At 32.9% G+C, this 14,826-nt stretch carries 19 protein-coding genes and 5 pseudogenes; 14 read left to right on the top strand and 10 right to left on the bottom strand.

Features of this window, described 5'->3' with window-relative positions; genetic code table 11:
- Positions 1-26: 26 nt before the first annotated feature.
- The 4 genes and pseudogenes from AAHN00_RS01885 to tnpA form a co-directional block, all read right to left on the bottom strand.
- Positions 27-476, bottom strand: coding sequence for a hypothetical protein (locus AAHN00_RS01885; RefSeq protein WP_342271951.1), 450 nt, complete (start codon positions 474-476; stop codon positions 27-29).
- A gap of 215 nt (positions 477-691) precedes the next feature.
- Complete coding sequence (locus AAHN00_RS01880; RefSeq protein ID WP_250310741.1) at positions 692-925, bottom strand: hypothetical protein; 234 nt, start codon at positions 923-925, stop codon at positions 692-694.
- 57 nt (positions 926-982) lie between these two features.
- The gene (locus AAHN00_RS01875; protein ID WP_342271950.1) at positions 983-1,141 is read right to left on the bottom strand and encodes a hypothetical protein; all 159 of its coding nucleotides are present in this window, start codon (positions 1,139-1,141) and stop codon (positions 983-985) included.
- 320 nt (positions 1,142-1,461) lie between these two features.
- Positions 1,462-1,746: pseudogene (gene tnpA, locus AAHN00_RS01870) on the bottom strand (IS200/IS605 family transposase); the annotation flags it as partial.
- Here tnpA and AAHN00_RS01865 point away from each other — a divergent pair.
- Entirely contained in the window at positions 1,720-1,848 is a 129-nt protein-coding gene (locus tag AAHN00_RS01865; RefSeq protein ID WP_342271949.1) for a hypothetical protein, read from the top strand. The pseudogene tnpA and the gene AAHN00_RS01865 sit on opposite strands and share 27 nt — an antisense overlap.
- 43 nt (positions 1,849-1,891) lie before the next feature.
- The gene (locus AAHN00_RS01860) at positions 1,892-2,224 is read left to right on the top strand and encodes a hypothetical protein (protein WP_342271948.1); all 333 of its coding nucleotides are present in this window, start codon (positions 1,892-1,894) and stop codon (positions 2,222-2,224) included.
- Positions 2,225-2,293: 69 nt separating this feature from the next.
- Here the strand turns inward: AAHN00_RS01860 and AAHN00_RS01855 are convergent.
- Positions 2,294-2,527: pseudogene (locus AAHN00_RS01855) on the bottom strand (transposase); the annotation flags it as partial.
- 75 nt (positions 2,528-2,602) lie between these two features.
- On the opposite strand from AAHN00_RS01855, the gene AAHN00_RS01850 reads away from it, so the two are divergent.
- The 4 genes from AAHN00_RS01850 (at position 2,603) to AAHN00_RS01835 (ending at position 4,337) form a co-directional block, all read left to right on the top strand.
- A complete protein-coding gene (locus tag AAHN00_RS01850; protein ID WP_410521404.1) occupies positions 2,603-2,815 on the top strand; it encodes a hypothetical protein in 213 nt (70 codons plus the stop codon).
- Positions 2,816-2,837: 22 nt separating this feature from the next.
- The gene (locus tag AAHN00_RS01845) at positions 2,838-3,818 is read left to right on the top strand and encodes a transposase (RefSeq protein WP_342271947.1); all 981 of its coding nucleotides are present in this window, start codon (positions 2,838-2,840) and stop codon (positions 3,816-3,818) included.
- A 196-nt stretch (positions 3,819-4,014) separates the two neighbouring features.
- The gene (locus tag AAHN00_RS01840) at positions 4,015-4,155 is read left to right on the top strand and encodes a hypothetical protein (protein ID WP_342271946.1); all 141 of its coding nucleotides are present in this window, start codon (positions 4,015-4,017) and stop codon (positions 4,153-4,155) included.
- A 20-nt stretch (positions 4,156-4,175) separates the two neighbouring features.
- Positions 4,176-4,337 (top strand): hypothetical protein, encoded by a 162-nt coding sequence (locus AAHN00_RS01835; RefSeq protein ID WP_342271266.1) that lies wholly within the window; start codon positions 4,176-4,178, stop codon positions 4,335-4,337.
- Here AAHN00_RS01835 and AAHN00_RS01830 read toward each other — a convergent pair.
- A pseudogene (locus AAHN00_RS01830) lies at positions 4,301-5,092 on the bottom strand (glycosyltransferase); the annotation flags it as partial. The gene AAHN00_RS01835 and the pseudogene AAHN00_RS01830 overlap by 37 nt on opposite strands.
- Positions 5,093-5,259: 167 nt before the next feature.
- Complete coding sequence (locus AAHN00_RS01825; RefSeq protein WP_342271945.1) at positions 5,260-5,793, bottom strand: hypothetical protein; 534 nt, start codon at positions 5,791-5,793, stop codon at positions 5,260-5,262.
- 420 nt (positions 5,794-6,213) lie between these two features.
- On the opposite strand from AAHN00_RS01825, the gene AAHN00_RS01820 reads away from it, so the two are divergent.
- The 7 genes and pseudogenes from AAHN00_RS01820 (at position 6,214) to tnpB (ending at position 11,818) form a co-directional block, all read left to right on the top strand.
- A complete protein-coding gene (locus AAHN00_RS01820; RefSeq protein ID WP_342271944.1) occupies positions 6,214-7,518 on the top strand; it encodes a hypothetical protein in 1,305 nt (434 codons plus the stop codon).
- A gap of 18 nt (positions 7,519-7,536) precedes the next feature.
- On the top strand, positions 7,537-8,277 hold the full coding sequence (locus tag AAHN00_RS01815) for a hypothetical protein (protein ID WP_342271943.1): 741 nt from the start codon (positions 7,537-7,539) through the stop codon (positions 8,275-8,277).
- A 252-nt stretch (positions 8,278-8,529) separates the two neighbouring features.
- Positions 8,530-9,792 (top strand): IS256 family transposase, encoded by a 1,263-nt coding sequence (locus AAHN00_RS01810; RefSeq protein ID WP_342271942.1) that lies wholly within the window; start codon positions 8,530-8,532, stop codon positions 9,790-9,792.
- A gap of 50 nt (positions 9,793-9,842) precedes the next feature.
- Positions 9,843-10,550: pseudogene (locus tag AAHN00_RS01805) on the top strand (MFS transporter).
- 345 nt (positions 10,551-10,895) lie between these two features.
- A pseudogene (locus AAHN00_RS14945) lies at positions 10,896-10,991 on the top strand (transposase); the annotation flags it as partial.
- 60 nt (positions 10,992-11,051) lie between these two features.
- Positions 11,052-11,477, top strand: a complete 426-nt coding sequence (locus AAHN00_RS01800; RefSeq protein ID WP_342271013.1) for a hypothetical protein — start codon at positions 11,052-11,054, stop codon at positions 11,475-11,477.
- Positions 11,465-11,818: an IS66 family insertion sequence element accessory protein TnpB gene (gene tnpB, locus AAHN00_RS01795; protein WP_341752109.1), complete on the top strand. Its 354-nt coding sequence runs from the start codon at positions 11,465-11,467 to the stop codon at positions 11,816-11,818. Before AAHN00_RS01800 ends, tnpB begins: the two co-directional genes overlap by 13 nt.
- On the opposite strand, the gene AAHN00_RS01790 is transcribed toward tnpB, so the two are convergent.
- The gene (locus tag AAHN00_RS01790; protein ID WP_342272718.1) at positions 11,815-12,147 is read right to left on the bottom strand and encodes an IS66 family transposase; all 333 of its coding nucleotides are present in this window, start codon (positions 12,145-12,147) and stop codon (positions 11,815-11,817) included. The two genes, tnpB and AAHN00_RS01790, sit on opposite strands and share 4 nt — an antisense overlap.
- Before the next feature lie 85 nt (positions 12,148-12,232).
- On the opposite strand from AAHN00_RS01790, the gene AAHN00_RS01785 reads away from it, so the two are divergent.
- On the top strand, positions 12,233-13,417 hold the full coding sequence (locus tag AAHN00_RS01785) for an IS3 family transposase (RefSeq protein ID WP_342270888.1): 1,185 nt from the start codon (positions 12,233-12,235) through the stop codon (positions 13,415-13,417).
- Between the two features lie 3 nt (positions 13,418-13,420).
- On the opposite strand, the gene AAHN00_RS01780 is transcribed toward AAHN00_RS01785, so the two are convergent.
- Positions 13,421-13,639 carry a hypothetical protein gene (locus AAHN00_RS01780; RefSeq protein WP_342271941.1) on the bottom strand — a complete coding sequence of 73 codons (219 nt, stop codon included), beginning with the start codon at positions 13,637-13,639 and terminating at the stop codon, positions 13,421-13,423.
- Between the two features lie 162 nt (positions 13,640-13,801).
- On the bottom strand, positions 13,802-14,782 hold the full coding sequence (locus AAHN00_RS01775) for a transposase (protein ID WP_342271025.1): 981 nt from the start codon (positions 14,780-14,782) through the stop codon (positions 13,802-13,804).
- Positions 14,783-14,826 lie beyond the last annotated feature (44 nt).

The following is a 14,826-nucleotide window of genomic DNA, read 5'->3' as shown; positions in this document are numbered from 1 at the left end:
ATTAGTGAAAAATTTGTCTTGAAAAATCAGTCCAGTTTCTTATTTGCAGTCTTAGCACATATTGTAGTAGTATAACAGCTGCGTCCTTTCTTATTTTGAGTACGTAATTTCTTATTGGCTATAGTAATTTCTAAAATCCTAGCTCTAGTATCATCAAGGTTCAGTGAACTACATTCGGCAGCCATTTCCAATAATACCCCGTAAATTTCAGCTCCACCACCTTCTTGCCAAACATCTAAATATTGTTGCCAGAGCGAGCTATATGCCACAGGAACACCACTTAAACTTTGCAGCCTAGATAAACGGTAGAAAGGAGTACCATAGGTCTTTTGTAACACTATTGCACTTCTGCTACTATTTGTCCATTTGTTGATATTTTTATTGTTCATAACTATATAATCACAAGCATTACAACGTAGCGTTTTCTTTACATATCTGTTGACTGTAATTGGAGCATTACCTGTAAATTGTAGCAATTTTCTAGCTTCACTATTATATAGTTTGCCATTACAACAGTGAGGACAGCTATCACCACTACAAAAATTCTCAGGAGTTAAATAGCTGGTATTCGCATCCTTATAATCATCAAACCCATATTTACCTTGCCAATTACTACGATCTATCTTTTTGGGCTTATCGCACTCTTCTTCATTACCACCATTCCCGTTATCAGATTCACTTGGCGGTTCTTTTAATGAATCTGAACTATCTTTTTTTTGTTATCTGCCTTAAAACCAATCAGCATTTCCTTAAGCTTATTTATACTGATATTTGATGATGCTAGCTTGTCTATTAGCTCATTACAAAATTTCACAAGTTCTACTATCGTTTGCTGTTCATCTCCCGTTAATGAACTTTCCTTGACATGTTGTATTAGTTCTTCTCGTTCTTCAGCACTTAAGGTCGCTACTTTTGGTTTTTTCATTTGATTAATTATCATTATTATTAATATTTCAAATGTTATAATATAATTGGTACTTTTTCAACTAGTTTTTATTGTCCCACTTTGGGAGAAAAACCCCGCACTTGCAGTGCGTCGTTTCAACATAAATTTTAAATATCTTATCAAGAAAAGATAAGATAAGATATTTTTTAACAAAATCTTACACTTCACAGATATATTCTTTTTGTGTTGTGACACTTTCTAAATGAGCCATACACAAATAGTTTCTAACTTTTAAGTTAGTACATACATGAGGCATTCATGCCGTAATATTAAGCTCTGCACTTGCAGTGCAGAGTGGTTAACTACAAAACTTACGCTATGTTATCTCAAGTATGACTAAAAACCTTGGCTGAAAGCCATTTTTTCATAGTAAAGAATTTTAATAATATCTCAGTACAAAGCCACTTATCATAAAACATAGCGTAAGTTTTGATTAATCGGTGATATTTGCATAGTAGAAACCCAAATTTATACAATAAATTCATACTAGCAAAAAAATTAGATAGTGTTACGCAGTTTTGCTGCAAGTATACAATCTTTCTAGAACTCTTACCCTTCAAATATTGTACCAGCTTGCTAACACTTTGATATGGAGGTATTGATACATATATATGCACGTGATTAGCGGCAACCTTGCCTCTTATTATTTCAACTCCATTATCTTTACATATCTCCTGTACTAGATCTTTGGTGCGTCTCCCAATATCTCCTATTAATACTTTATATCTATACTTCGTTACCCAAACTATATGATAGGTACAGTCGTATATTGTATGACTTGTTTTCTTATAATACTGCATTTCTACATATTATATGTTAAAACGATGCACTGCAAGTGCAGGGTTTTTCTCCCAAAGTGGGACAATAAAAGAAGAGAGAACATGATAATCGAAGAAGATTAATTAATAGGTCAATATTAAAAGTTATGAAAATCAATAATCACAATTGAGGGAATATAAATTATGCAAAAAAAAATCTACAAATTATCATAGCAATATTTATTCAGTTTTAAAGACCGGAATTTACCTTGCTCCTATGTTACTAAGTAACATTGATGTGTATACGGCTATTGATCTTGATGCTGGGATGAAGGCGGCTACTGAACCGGTAAAGAAGATGATTAACGATTACTATCCAGTAGGTATTTTTATAACAGGTGCTATAGGAGCGATGATGCAACAACAAGGTGATCTTCGGGATAGAATGCTTGGTTTTGGTAAAGGTGCATTATGTCGGGGGTTAACGGTAATAGCAGTAAAAACTGGTTTAGGAGTGTAAATAATCAATATGGAAAGAGTTAGATTAAATAGAGCCCTGAATAAAGAGACAAAATATTACGGTCTTACGTCAATTCAGGATAAGGATATTGTGAACATGTAGATTAAAATCAAATTTTGTTGAAGGTTTATTTTTCTTTAATGAGTAAGCAACAAGAGTAGATAATATATGGACAAAGGAATTTATTGGTGATCTATGTCTAGTATGTTCAAGGTTCATTTTATTTTTTAGATAATCAAAAACTGTTTCAATTAAGTTACGCTTTCGAAGTAAGATTTTTTCTTTCAAATCCATTAATTTATTTAGCTCTGTACAAATAAGTGTGTAAATTTTTCAAAGGTTATATAAAAATATAATATAACAAAAGGAGAAATTATAATGCACCAAAAACAAAATGAAGCAATGAATCAAGCGATAGATTTATTAATAAATAATGATACAGATATATCAACATTACTTAAAGAGGATGGTTTATTAAAACAATTAACCAAACGGCTTGTAGAGAAGGCATTGCAGTCAGAGATGAATAATCATTTAGGATATGATAAATATTCAGGAGTTTCGCACTTAGCAAAAAATATGTTAATCTAGCAAGAAAGAGTTTTAGTTAAGCATGGCAAGATCAAAATGTAGCAAAGACTTATATAAATCATTTTTACAAGCAAGTAGCGTAAGATATAGTGGTAAAGCATTATCTGAAGTAAGTCCAATAAACCTATCTCATGATAGTGCAAGTCGATGGTTAAATAGTAAGGATTTCCGCCCTAGCGGGATCTACAGAGAAGTGTCAAAATATATTGATAGGGAAGCTTCTTGTTTATTAGTGGGAGATGACACGTTATTGTCAAAGCAATACAGTAAGAAAATTGAGCTTGTACATTATCAATATTCTGGAGCTGTACATGATGTTATACCTGGTATAGGGATGGTCAACTTACTGCATTACAATGCTAAAACTGATCAATCTACCCCTGTAGATTATAGAATATATGATAAAGAAACTGATGGAAAAACAAAGAATGAGCATGTTTGTGATATGCTTACTTTAGCTAAGGAAAGAGGGATCAATCCTGATGCAGTAGTAATGGATGCGTGGTATAGCGGTTTGGAGAATTTGAAACATATACGTAATTTAGGTTGGACATGGGTTAGTAACCTAAGAAAAAATAGAAAAGTTAATCATAATGTTAGCTTAGAAAGTTTAGAGATTCCTGATGAGGGACTAAAAATTCACCTACGTGGATACGGTTGGGTTACGGTATTTAAGTTTGTGGCAAAAAATGGTCGCATTGATTACATAACAACTAACTTAGAAAATCCAACACGTGAACAAATAGAGAAAATTGTTAAGGCACGGTGGTCTATAGAAGTTTATCATCGAGAATTAAAACAAACTTGTGGTATTGAACGCTGTCAGGCACGCACGGGTCGAGCTCAGAGAAATCATATTTGCCTTGCCGTATTTGCTTGGCTCGATATGAACAAAAGGAGGATAAATGAAAAAATTACTTTATATCAACAAACTTGGGAAGTTATAAAAACATCAATTCAGAACAACATTAGATGCCTTTTAGCTGATTCGCAATTTTGCTAACTGCGAAACTCCTGTATCGGTTAAGATATCCTTAATATCGGTTAAGATATCCTTAGCCATTGACTTAGCTAGTTCGGATGCTTGATAACAAGAAGCATTTGCAAGAAAAACACTAGTACATTTAAAAAGTGTCACAACACAAAAAGAATATATCTGTGAAGTGTAAGATTTTGTTAAAAAAATATCTTATCTTTTCTTGATAAGATATTTAAAATTTATGTTGAAACGACGCACTGCAAGTGCGGGGTTTTTCTCCCAAAGTGGGACAGTTAACCACTCTGCACTGCAAGTGCAGAGCTTAATACGGCATGAATGCCTCATGTATGTACTAACTTAAAAGTTAGAAACTATTTGTGTATGGCTCATTTAGAAAGTGTCACAACACAAAAAAATATATCTGTGAAGTGTAAGATTTTGTTAAAAAATATCCTATCTTTTCTTGATAAGATATTTAAAATTTATGTTGAAACGACGCACTGCAAGTGCGGGGTTTTTCTCCCAAAGTGGGACAATAAATAAGGTGATCCTTCCATTATAGTCATTTCTTCTAAAGTTAACCTTCTGAGAAACCTAGACCATAATTCATTACATTCATTCATGTGGCTAGCAATTTTATGGGTTCCTTGATCTAGATGAGTGCGACTTTTAATTAAAATACGATCATCAAAATGAATAGGTGCTATCCGTAAAAACTCAAACCAAAGTGCATAATCTTGGGTAGTTAATAATGTTTCATCAAAAGTACCAATTTCACGGAAATATTTTATTGGTATTAAAAGAGTACATCCATGAATTAATCCTCGCATAAGAGGGAATAATGGGATATTACATTTTTCTACTGATAATATTTTATCTAGTCTCATAAAATACAGTGACTTAGAGTTATGATCTATAACCTCATGCCCTCCATAAATAATCGTATTACGATTGGGAAGAGTATTAAGTATATTAATTTGATGTTCAATTTTATTTGGATTGTAAACATCATCATGACTAAGCCACGAAAAAGACTCTCCTTTCATTTCTTTAATTGCCAAATTTAAGGCTGAAGCTACCCCACCGTTTGGTTTGGAAAAATAACGAATCTTGTTACCATAAGATAAAGCTATACGTTCCGTTTCACCATTATCATTTGATCCATCATTAACAACTAAAATTTCTAAATTTTTATAAGTCTGAGCAACTGCACTATCTATCGCTTCACGCATATAATTAGTACCGTTGTAAACGGGAATAACAAGTGAAACCTTTGGGTAAAAGATGCTATTGCTCATTGAAACACCTCACATGACTTGTCTAAACTGTATTTATTCATCAGGGTATTTTAATTTTAAAATCATGTTTTTAGCTTTAGAAAGCTTTAAAATGCATTCACAAAATCGTTTTAAGAATGCATTTTTCCTTATATTAAAGGCAATTCGGGATAAGAATTAACTAATTCTTATCCCGAATTGGGGTATAATGAGATATCCTTTAATAACCAAAGTCCTAAGCTTTTATCAGAATATAAACCCCCAGCTTCTGTACAACCCTCATTCACTAATAAAATTGGTTTTGGAAAATTAAACGGTGGTTGTTGCAAGTTTAAAACACGCCAAAAAGTTTCTTTAAGCTCCTCATTTAACCCTCTATTTACAAATGTTGTTGTTAATAGATAAGTAGCACCTGATTTTTTAAAATTAGCTATTACTTTAAATGCATCTTCAAAATTTAGGTGTACTAGTAAATCTCGTGAAAAAATAAGATCAGCTCTTGGTAAAGTGTTTTTAGTCAGATTCAAAACTTTAAATATTCTTGTAGCATTACCAAATTCTTCTTTATTGTCCCACTTTGGGAGAAAAACCCCGCACTTGCAGTGCGTCGTTTCAACATAAATTTTAAATATCTTATCAAGAAAAGATAAGAAAAGATAAGATAAGATATTTTTTAACAAAATCTTACACTTCACAGATATATTCTTTTTGTGTTGTGACACTTTCTAAATGAGCCATACACAAATAGTTTCTAACTTTTAAGTTAGTACATACATGAGGCATTCATGCCGTAATATTAAGCTCTGCACTTGCAGTGCAGAGTGGTTAACTAATACTAATAGATATTATGATTTGGTTGAACGATAGCAAGAAAAAATAATATAGAAAATTGAAATAATAAATCTTGGTTGTAACAATATCACAATTCTATAAACAAATTAGAAGGGGGAAAAGAGAGAGTGGTAAAAATATAGGCTTAAGATCAAAGAATGTTAAATATCAGAACTAATATTAGTTATGTAAGTAGAATATTGGATATTGTTTATATTATAAAAAATAATTAATTTTTATTAAAAATAAGTTGACTAATATTTTAGAATTGATTCTAATTAAATTATGGCAACGTAAATCAACCTAATAGCATGGCAAAATATAAAATGTCTGATGATTTTGATAAAGAGAAAGCAGCTTTAAGGCAAGAATTTAACGACCTTAAAACTCGAATAGATCAGGTTACATCAAGAACATTGTTAATTACAATGTTAGCTAATGCTGGTAGTTTGTTTTCAAGGGCTAGCGAGTTAGGCATAGACTTTAATATATCTGAGTTATTAGCATCAGCAGAATCTAAAGTTAAATTTTATGAAAATGAAATAGCTCAAGATAGAGATAGCCAAAATAGAGAGGAACAAGAGCGTTTAGCGGAGACATTAGCAAAAGCCCAAAGAGTAGCCAATGAAGCAAGAGAGGCAGAGTTAAGAAAACATGTCAAAGAGTATGATGCAATCTCTGAGGATTTCCATAAACAATTAACTAAAAATCGTAATCTTCGAAAACAAGGGCTGGAGAAACCCTCTTCTTTAACTGCTGAACAAAAGAGAATACTTGCTGGTGAATATGCAAATTACCAAGAGAGAAAAGCCGCCAAAGAAGAAGATAAACAAGAAAGTGATGCTTATAAGTTAGTCTATCAAATAAGAAAAGAAGCAAAAGCCTCTATTAAATATAGAGAAGACAAAATTGCAGAGAATTTGGTAAAACTAGAGAATAGTCCTGACAAGCATACGAAAAAAACCTTGGAAAAAGAGAATGATGAGCATACACAAGCAATCAAAGAACATAAAGTTGTTGCTTTAAAAAAAACCGAACATGCTATAAAGGAAAGAGATAGTGAAAGAGAAGATTTTAAGAAATTAGTAGAGCAAGATCCTAACCTATGGAAAAGGCGAGTAAGAAAACACTTTAAAAATCACGTAGAAGATTATAAAGAAGAGTTGCAAGAAAATCCTGAGCATAAGGGATTGCATGAGTTGCATGAAATAGTAAAAAAGGTAGGGCTAGACAAAGAGTTAATCATTGATACACATACATCACAAGAACAAACTCCTGCTACTACAACTAAAGATATAAATACTCCGGCTAATTTAGCGGTTCATGATCAAGAAACACAACAAGAAAAACAGCTGAGTCAAGAAGCATCAAATCCTATTACTGAAACTAAAAATATAAATACTCCAGCTAATTTAGCGGTTCATGACCAAGAAACAAAACAGGAAAAACAGTTGAGTAAAGAAGCGTTACTGCAAACAAAGGGAATTAGGGAAGCACTAGAGAAAACTCGTGATGAAAAACCTGTCCAAAAAGATCAAACACTTCCTACCGAAAAGAAAAATATAACTAGTCAAAGATTACAAAGACTTGCTAATAAGGGCAAAGGAATAACTTAAAAATAAGGAGAAATAATTATGAAATTTAAATTTGAAAGGGTTGATCTACCTAAAACAGAAAAAGATCTTAAGACTATCAATGGTTATCTAACTAAAACCTATGTCGATAAAGGCAACTTTGCAGAAATTCAAGCAGGCTATGAGGAGGACAGGATAAATGAGGAGCGTCCGTCATTCCATGCCCTTAGTCCGGAAGAAAAAGCCCTTGCAGATTGTAGTCGAGACACAGCGTGGGATTTATTTTTAAACTTGCTAATAGGCGTAAAAGAGACTGCTTTTTATTTGACGATGAGTTTAATAAATGGTTATGGTGTTACCCAAGATGAGTCTCTAGTCGATTTAACTATGTCCATTGGTGTTAAACTTGGTGATCAAAAATCAGTTGAATTGGCTGAGGATGAGGATATCTCAAAGGAAACTCAGAAACTAGCGGATAAGTGCATAGTAGAGATAAAAAAGCATGAAAAGGAAGTAGCAGGTAGAGATGTCACTTGGGAAGAAATAATGGCTAGAGCAAAAGCTTTTGATCATGTTGTAAAAAAAGGTTCAGGTCATTCTTATTGCGACTCAATTGAAAGCCGTGGTTGTGACATGAAATCATTTGCCCACTATGTTGAACCGATTTTGGATGAAGCCGCATACGGGGCATCTTCTTCCCGGCATGATACTTCGTACGAAACTTGTCCTGATACGTCTGACTCGGAAGCAGATACCGTACTAGCTGGAAGTACTAAGCTTTATTGTTGTGAAATTATGTAGTATCAATTCTATAAATCGTCATCCCCTATGCCAATTGCTATAGGGGTTTTTTTAACACAATTATATACAACTCTAGACAATATAACTTAAGGGTTTAAACACTAATATGAGTAAATTTGTACGAGCAGATGGCAGGGTTATCTATCCCCAAACTCATCTCACTAAGAGTCTGTCCTATAGTTTGTGTAAGTTGCAAAGAAAGCAGTAAGAGATTACTGTAAAAAAAGTAACTTAAGCAAGCAAGGAGGAATTATGGCTAAAAAATTAGATACAGATAAAGATACATTAGACATCAGTAATCAGCTAGTAGAAGAATTATTATCAAAAGCAGATCCATCGGAGTTATTTGGTCGAGATGGTTTATTTCAACAGCTAAAGAAGCAAATAGTTGAGAAAATATTAGCAAGTGAGTTGGATCATGAATTAGGATATTCAAAACATAGCAAGATGCCAAAAGTAGATAATAATCGTCGTAATGGTAGCTATGAGAAGACAGTAATTGATGGGGATGGTCGTAAGCTGACAGTAGAAGTACCAAGAGATCGGGAAGGAGAGTATAATCCTCAATTAATACCAAAAGGGCTGAGGAGATTTAATGGATTTGATGAGAAAGTGATATCCCTTTATGGTCGCAGTATGACAGTCAGCGAGATCCGAGGGCATTTAGAAGAAATATATCAAACTGATGTATCTGGTGACTTGATATCCACCATAACAGATGGGGTGATAGAAGAAGTAACTAGGTGGCAAAATCGTTGTTTAGATAGGGTGTATCCAATATTATACTTGGACTGTATCTATGTAAAATCTAGAGACAATCACATAGTAATAAATAAAGCAGTATATTTAGCACTTGCTGTAAATATAGAAGGGAAAAAGGAGTTACTTGGCATTTGGATAGGCAAAAATGAAGGTGCTAAATTTTGGATGCAAGTAGTTACTGAGTTAAAGAATCGAGGAATTGAACAAATTTATGTTGCTTGTGTGGATGGTTTAAAGGGCTTTCCAGAAGCTATAAGCAGTGTATTCCCGAGTACTATAGTACAATTATGTATTGTACATATGGTTCGCAATTCAGTAAAGTATGTGTCATATAAAGATTTAAAAGAGGTCACATCAGATCTAAAACAAATTTATACAGCTAATAATGACGAAATGGCACGTTTAAAACTTCAGCAATTTGGTGTAAAATGGGATAAAAAATATCCGGTAATTTCTGATATTTGGCAACGTAATTGGTCTGGGATAATACCGTTTTTTGCCTTTCCTGAAGAGATCAGAAAGGTAATTTATACTACTAACACTATAGAATCTGTAAATCGTCAAATTAGAAAAATTATCAAAAATAAGGGGGTGTTTCCAGATGATAAGTCAATTCAAAAAATAATATTTTTATCCCTACAAAATGCAGCCAAAAAATGGACCATGCCTATTAAAGATTGGTCTTTAGCTTTAAATCAATTTGAAATACTTTGTGGAGATTTTAAATATGATTTATTGGAAAATAAAAAATGAACTTACACAAATTAAATGATTGACTCCTCACTAAAGAACAAAAACAAGTTATAGGGTTACTTTCTATAGGTACTTTCTTAGAATTTTTTGACTTTATGTTATATGTTCATATGGCAGTACTTCTTAATGAGATTTTTTTTGAAAACACTGATTCTCATACAAGCTATTTAATAACATCTTTTGCCTTTTGTACTACATGTGTTTTTCTGCCTGTAGGTGCATTAATATTTGGTTGGTTAGGTGATAATATAGGACGTAAATCTACCGTTATCATCACAACTTTTATGATGGCTGCATCATGTCTTGTCATGGCTAATATTCCTACCTATGCTCAAATAGGGGTTGCAGCTTCTTGGATAGTAACAATCTGCCGCATTGTGTAAGGTATGTCTTCTATGACCGAAGTAGTAGGGGCTGAACTTTATATAACGGAAACAATCAACCCGCCAGCCCAATATGCAAGTGTGGAATTAATAGTAGCTTTTTCTGCCTTAGGAGGTATGGCTGCTTTAGGTGTGCCAACACTTGTTACCTCTTTTGGTTTTAATTGGCGTATAGCATTTTGGATTGGGGCAATAGTAGCGTTGATTGGTTCTATTGCTAGAACAACCTTGCGAGAAACGCCTGAATTTGCTGATGCTAAACGTCGAATAAAAACAATATTTGCACGAACTAATACAGATACCAATACTTTAGACAAAAATCCTATTTGGAAAGAAAAGGTTAGTAAGAAAACATTTATAGCCCTCCTTTTATAGTCACCTTTTTGGTTAAAACCCCCAGCTTCAGCTGGGAAAGACTTCAGTCCTTGTTCTAATATTTCAATTCACTATAACTTGAATATATGATATTTTAATATACATAAGAGCAAGCTCTTCATGTATATTAAAATATCATATATGACAGATTATAACAAGACTAGCCACACTGTATTTTACCATCGCTTTCATGTTGTTTGGATCACTAAATATCGCTACAAAAGTATTGCAGGGTAACTTATAAGAATTAGGATCAGAGAGATAGCACAGGCATTAGTAATATCTCTTTAGAGTAATTAGCGACTTCCAGTCTAGATATCAACCCACCAGCTTCAGCTGGTTGTTATTGAGTTTATTGACTCTACAACGATTAAAGCTTGTCACAATAAAAGGCGTTATAGCAATAAAGTTTTTAAAGGATTGTATACCTGCAGCAAAACTGCATAACTTTATCTAATGTTTTTGCTAGTATGAATTTTTTATACATTTGGGTTTCATACTATGCAAATACCATCAATTACTATTGAGCAAGTAGCTCAGCAATTTAAAGCCTGGCGTCAAACTAAAACTAATAAGTTTGATCCTATACCAAACCATCTAAAGGAATTAGTTTACCAATTACTCCATCATTATTCTTACCAAGAGATAGCTAAACATCTTAATATTAATAAAGCAACAATCAGTTCAATTAAAAAAGCCCATGAGCCTACCCTCAAAACTTCTCCTGTCTCAACTTCAAATCAAGCTCTACAACAAAATATTAATTTTCTCCCATTTCAACTATTAAATTCTATAGATACCGATCCTGTAGCTGCCCCCAAACAAAATCACTATACTTGTCACATTATTAAACCAAATGGTACCAAACTTATTATCCAAACACTAGAACCAAAAACCATAATTCAGACATTTTTATGCTGCAACTAACCCCGGCGTCAGTTATTTTTGTTGCCACTATTGCCATCGATTTTCGCAAGGGTATCGATGGCTTAATCGCTGTTTGTAGACAAAAACTTTCTTCTGACCCTCTTAATGGTTCCTTGTTTTTATTCTATAATAAAAACAGAACTGCCATTAAAATTTTGTCCTTTGACGGTCAAGGCTTTTGGCTATGCTCTAAACGCCTATCCAAAGGTAAATTTACCGCAAAACTTTTCCCATCTGATAATTCATCTTATCAAATTTGTTATAGAACCTTACACATTCTTATTCATAATGGTGATCCTAGTTCTGCCAAATTCTCTAATGATTGGCTTCCTGTCGTTTAAGCTGCTGTCTCGATTAATTCCGTATTATTCATATATCTTGCATAGGCAAAAGGCGTATAATTCGCAGGACGCTTCTTTGCTTTGCTACTCTGCTCTTGTAGCCAATTTAAATATTTAAAGGCATTGATCTCGTTCTCACTACAAGTCTTTACTATACTATACAGACCACTATGTATCTCAGCACTATTGATTGTTTTAAAGAATAATGAATTCTTCCTTTGTAAAATAATGGTACGCAGTGATCTCTCAGCCCAATTATTATCAAGATTGCTAACTGGGATTTTTAAAAATTGGGTCAAACCTTCTTTATTATTTATCCAATATTTTATAATGGACTGAAAAAATTAGACAAAGAAGCAGGTATTTTTGTTTCTCAATAAGTATAGAATAATAAATAAAATTAAAGAGAAACAAATGGGTAAAAAACAAATTAAAAATTTTAGTGCAGAAGCAAAAACTAAAATAGTATTAGAGATGTTAAAAGAAGAATCAACAATAGGTCAGTTATCGGTCAAATATGAAGTAACGGCTAAAACTATGCAAAACTGGAAACGACAATTTTTAGATAATGCGTCATTGGCATTTGAGCCAGCAAAAGCTGTTAGTGAGTACAAAGGGCAGATTAGTGAACTTAAGAATCAAAACGATGAACTTGCAAAAGCATTAGGTAAGGCTACAGTCGAGAGGGACTGGGCGGTGGGAAAGCTAAACAGCTTGGACTTATCAAATAAGAAAAGTCTTGTCGACCCCAAGCTGAGTACGTTAGCAAAGACAAGGCAATGTGAACTATTAAAGATAAGCAGATCTGGAGTATATTATAAAGCTAAAGTAATGAGCTTATATAATCTTGATATTTTAAATAGAATAGATGAAATATATACGGATAACCCTGAGTATGGTTATCGTTATATATACAAACAATTATTGGAAGACGGCTTTAATGTGGGCAGAGATAGGGTGCTTAAATATATGGGAATAATGGGTATAGAAGCTATTCATCCTCATAAAAAGCAATCTACTTTTGTGAAGGATGGTCAACATAAAATTTATAGCTATTTGCTTGAGCCGTACTGGCACAAATCAGGAACGAATAGAACTATTCATGTACCTTATGTTAATCAAGTGTGGAGTGGTGACATTACTTATATTAGAACTAACGGAGGATTTATGTATCTTGTGGCGATTATAGATTGGCATAGTAAGGCAATACTAAGTTATAAAGTATCTAATTCTATGGATGCATCACTTGTAACCGATGTATTAAAAGATGCACTGAATAAATACCCTGCACCACAAATATTCAATAGTGATCAGGGTAGTCAATATACTGGACATGAGCATACGGGAATTCTAAAAGAGAATAATATACAAATCTCAATGAACGGTAAGGGTAGAAGCATTGATAATATTGTGATTGAAAGATTTTTTAGAACTTTAAAATATAATTGTATATTTATAAATGATTTTAAAAATATCGCAGAACTTAAAGATGGTATTGATAAATACATGGATAAATATAACAATCAAAGATTCCATTCAAGTATTGGTTATAAAAAACCGATGAACGTGTATCTTGATTACTTACAAAATGCAGCTTAAAAATTATGTAAAATGGGAAACAAAATTAGTGAAAAATTTGTCTTGAAAAATCAGTCCAGTTTCCTTAATAGAAACATTTTTTGATAACCATTTTTCTAGACCAGACCAATTTATTAATTCTCTTAATTTATATAGCTTATTATTTGAGTTTAATTCTTCTTTTAATTTATAACCAAAAAGTTTTCCTTGTTTTTGTGATTTGATAATATTTTCTATTGGCATATTGACTGAAATCCATAAGGTTTATTAGCATATTTTAACATTTTCTTATGGATTTCTTTATTATTTTCTGCCATTAAACCCTATTATCTATAAGACTTATAGAGTTTTGCCGGACAGACTAGCTACTTTTTACACATTTTGTATCTTACAGGAGTTTCGCAGTTAGCAAAATTGCGAATCAGCTAAAAGGCATCTAATGTTGTTCTGAATTGATGTTTTTATAACTTCCCAAGTTTGTTGATATAAAGTAATTTTTTCATTTATCCTCCTTTTGTTCATATCGAGCCAAGCAAATACGGCAAGGCAAATATGATTTCTCTGAGCTCGACCCGTGCGTGCCTGACAGCGTTCAATACCACAAGTTTGTTTTAATTCTCGATGATAAACTTCTATAGACCACCGTGCCTTAACAATTTTCTCTATTTGTTCACGTGTTGGATTTTCTAAGTTAGTTGTTATGTAATCAATGCGACCATTTTTTGCCACAAACTTAAATACCGTAACCCAACCGTATCCACGTAGGTGAATTTTTAGTCCCTCATCAGGAATCTCTAAACTTTCTAAGCTAACATTATGATTAACTTTTCTATTTTTTCTTAGGTTACTAACCCATGTCCAACCTAAATTACGTATATGTTTCAAATTCTCCAAACCGCTATACCACGCATCCATTACTACTGCATCAGGATTGATCCCTCTTTCCTTAGCTAAAGTAAGCATATCACAAAAATGCTCATTCTTTGTTTTTCCATCAGTTTCTTTATCATATATTCTATAATCTACAGGGGTAGATTGATCAGTTTTAGCATTGTAATGCAGTAAGTTGACCATCCCTATACCAGGTATAACATCATGTACAGCTCCAGAATATTGATAATGTACAAGCTCAATTTTCTTACTGTATTGCTTTGACAATAACGTGTCATCTCCCACTAATAAACAAGAAGCTTCCCTATCAATATATTTTGACACTTCTCTGTAGATCCCGCTAGGGCGGAAATCCTTACTATTTAACCATCGACTTGCACTATCATGAGATAGGTTTATTGGACTTACTTCAGATAATGCTTTACCACTATATCTTACGCTACTTGCTTGTAAAAATGATTTATATAAGTCTTTGCTACATTTTGATCTTGCCATGCTTAACTAAAACTCTTTCTTGCTAGATTAACATATTTTTTGCT

Origin of the sequence: Candidatus Tisiphia endosymbiont of Parasteatoda lunata (genome assembly GCF_964030955.1) — a bacterium.
GTDB lineage: Bacteria > Pseudomonadota > Alphaproteobacteria > Rickettsiales > Rickettsiaceae > Tisiphia.
Note: the sequence above shows the minus strand (reverse complement) of the source record. Positions and strands in the feature narration are given on the sequence as shown.

Bases quoted from the DNA above. Each gene is read 5' to 3' on its own strand.
- AAHN00_RS01850 (WP_410521404.1), top strand. From the start codon at position 2,603: ATGCACCAAAAACAAAATGAAGCAATGAATCAAGCGATAGATTTATTA.
- AAHN00_RS01820 (WP_342271944.1), top strand. From the start codon at position 6,214: ATGGCAAAATATAAAATGTCTGATGATTTTGATAAAGAGAAAGCAGCT.
- AAHN00_RS01800 (WP_342271013.1), top strand. From the start codon at position 11,052: ATGCAAATACCATCAATTACTATTGAGCAAGTAGCTCAGCAATTTAAA.
- AAHN00_RS01880 (WP_250310741.1), bottom strand. From the start codon at position 925: ATGAAAAAACCAAAAGTAGCGACCTTAAGTGCTGAAGAACGAGAAGAA.
- AAHN00_RS01845 (WP_342271947.1), top strand. From the start codon at position 2,838: ATGGCAAGATCAAAATGTAGCAAAGACTTATATAAATCATTTTTACAA.
- AAHN00_RS01810 (WP_342271942.1), top strand. From the start codon at position 8,530: ATGGCTAAAAAATTAGATACAGATAAAGATACATTAGACATCAGTAAT.
- AAHN00_RS01835 (WP_342271266.1), top strand. From the start codon at position 4,176: ATGGCTCATTTAGAAAGTGTCACAACACAAAAAAATATATCTGTGAAG.
- AAHN00_RS01775 (WP_342271025.1), bottom strand. From the start codon at position 14,782: ATGGCAAGATCAAAATGTAGCAAAGACTTATATAAATCATTTTTACAA.
- AAHN00_RS01785 (WP_342270888.1), top strand. From the start codon at position 12,233: ATGGGTAAAAAACAAATTAAAAATTTTAGTGCAGAAGCAAAAACTAAA.
- AAHN00_RS01815 (WP_342271943.1), top strand. From the start codon at position 7,537: ATGAAATTTAAATTTGAAAGGGTTGATCTACCTAAAACAGAAAAAGAT.
- AAHN00_RS01780 (WP_342271941.1), bottom strand. From the start codon at position 13,639: ATGCCAATAGAAAATATTATCAAATCACAAAAACAAGGAAAACTTTTT.
- tnpB (WP_341752109.1), top strand. From the start codon at position 11,465: ATGCTGCAACTAACCCCGGCGTCAGTTATTTTTGTTGCCACTATTGCC.
- AAHN00_RS01865 (WP_342271949.1), top strand. From the start codon at position 1,720: ATGACTTGTTTTCTTATAATACTGCATTTCTACATATTATATGTTAAA.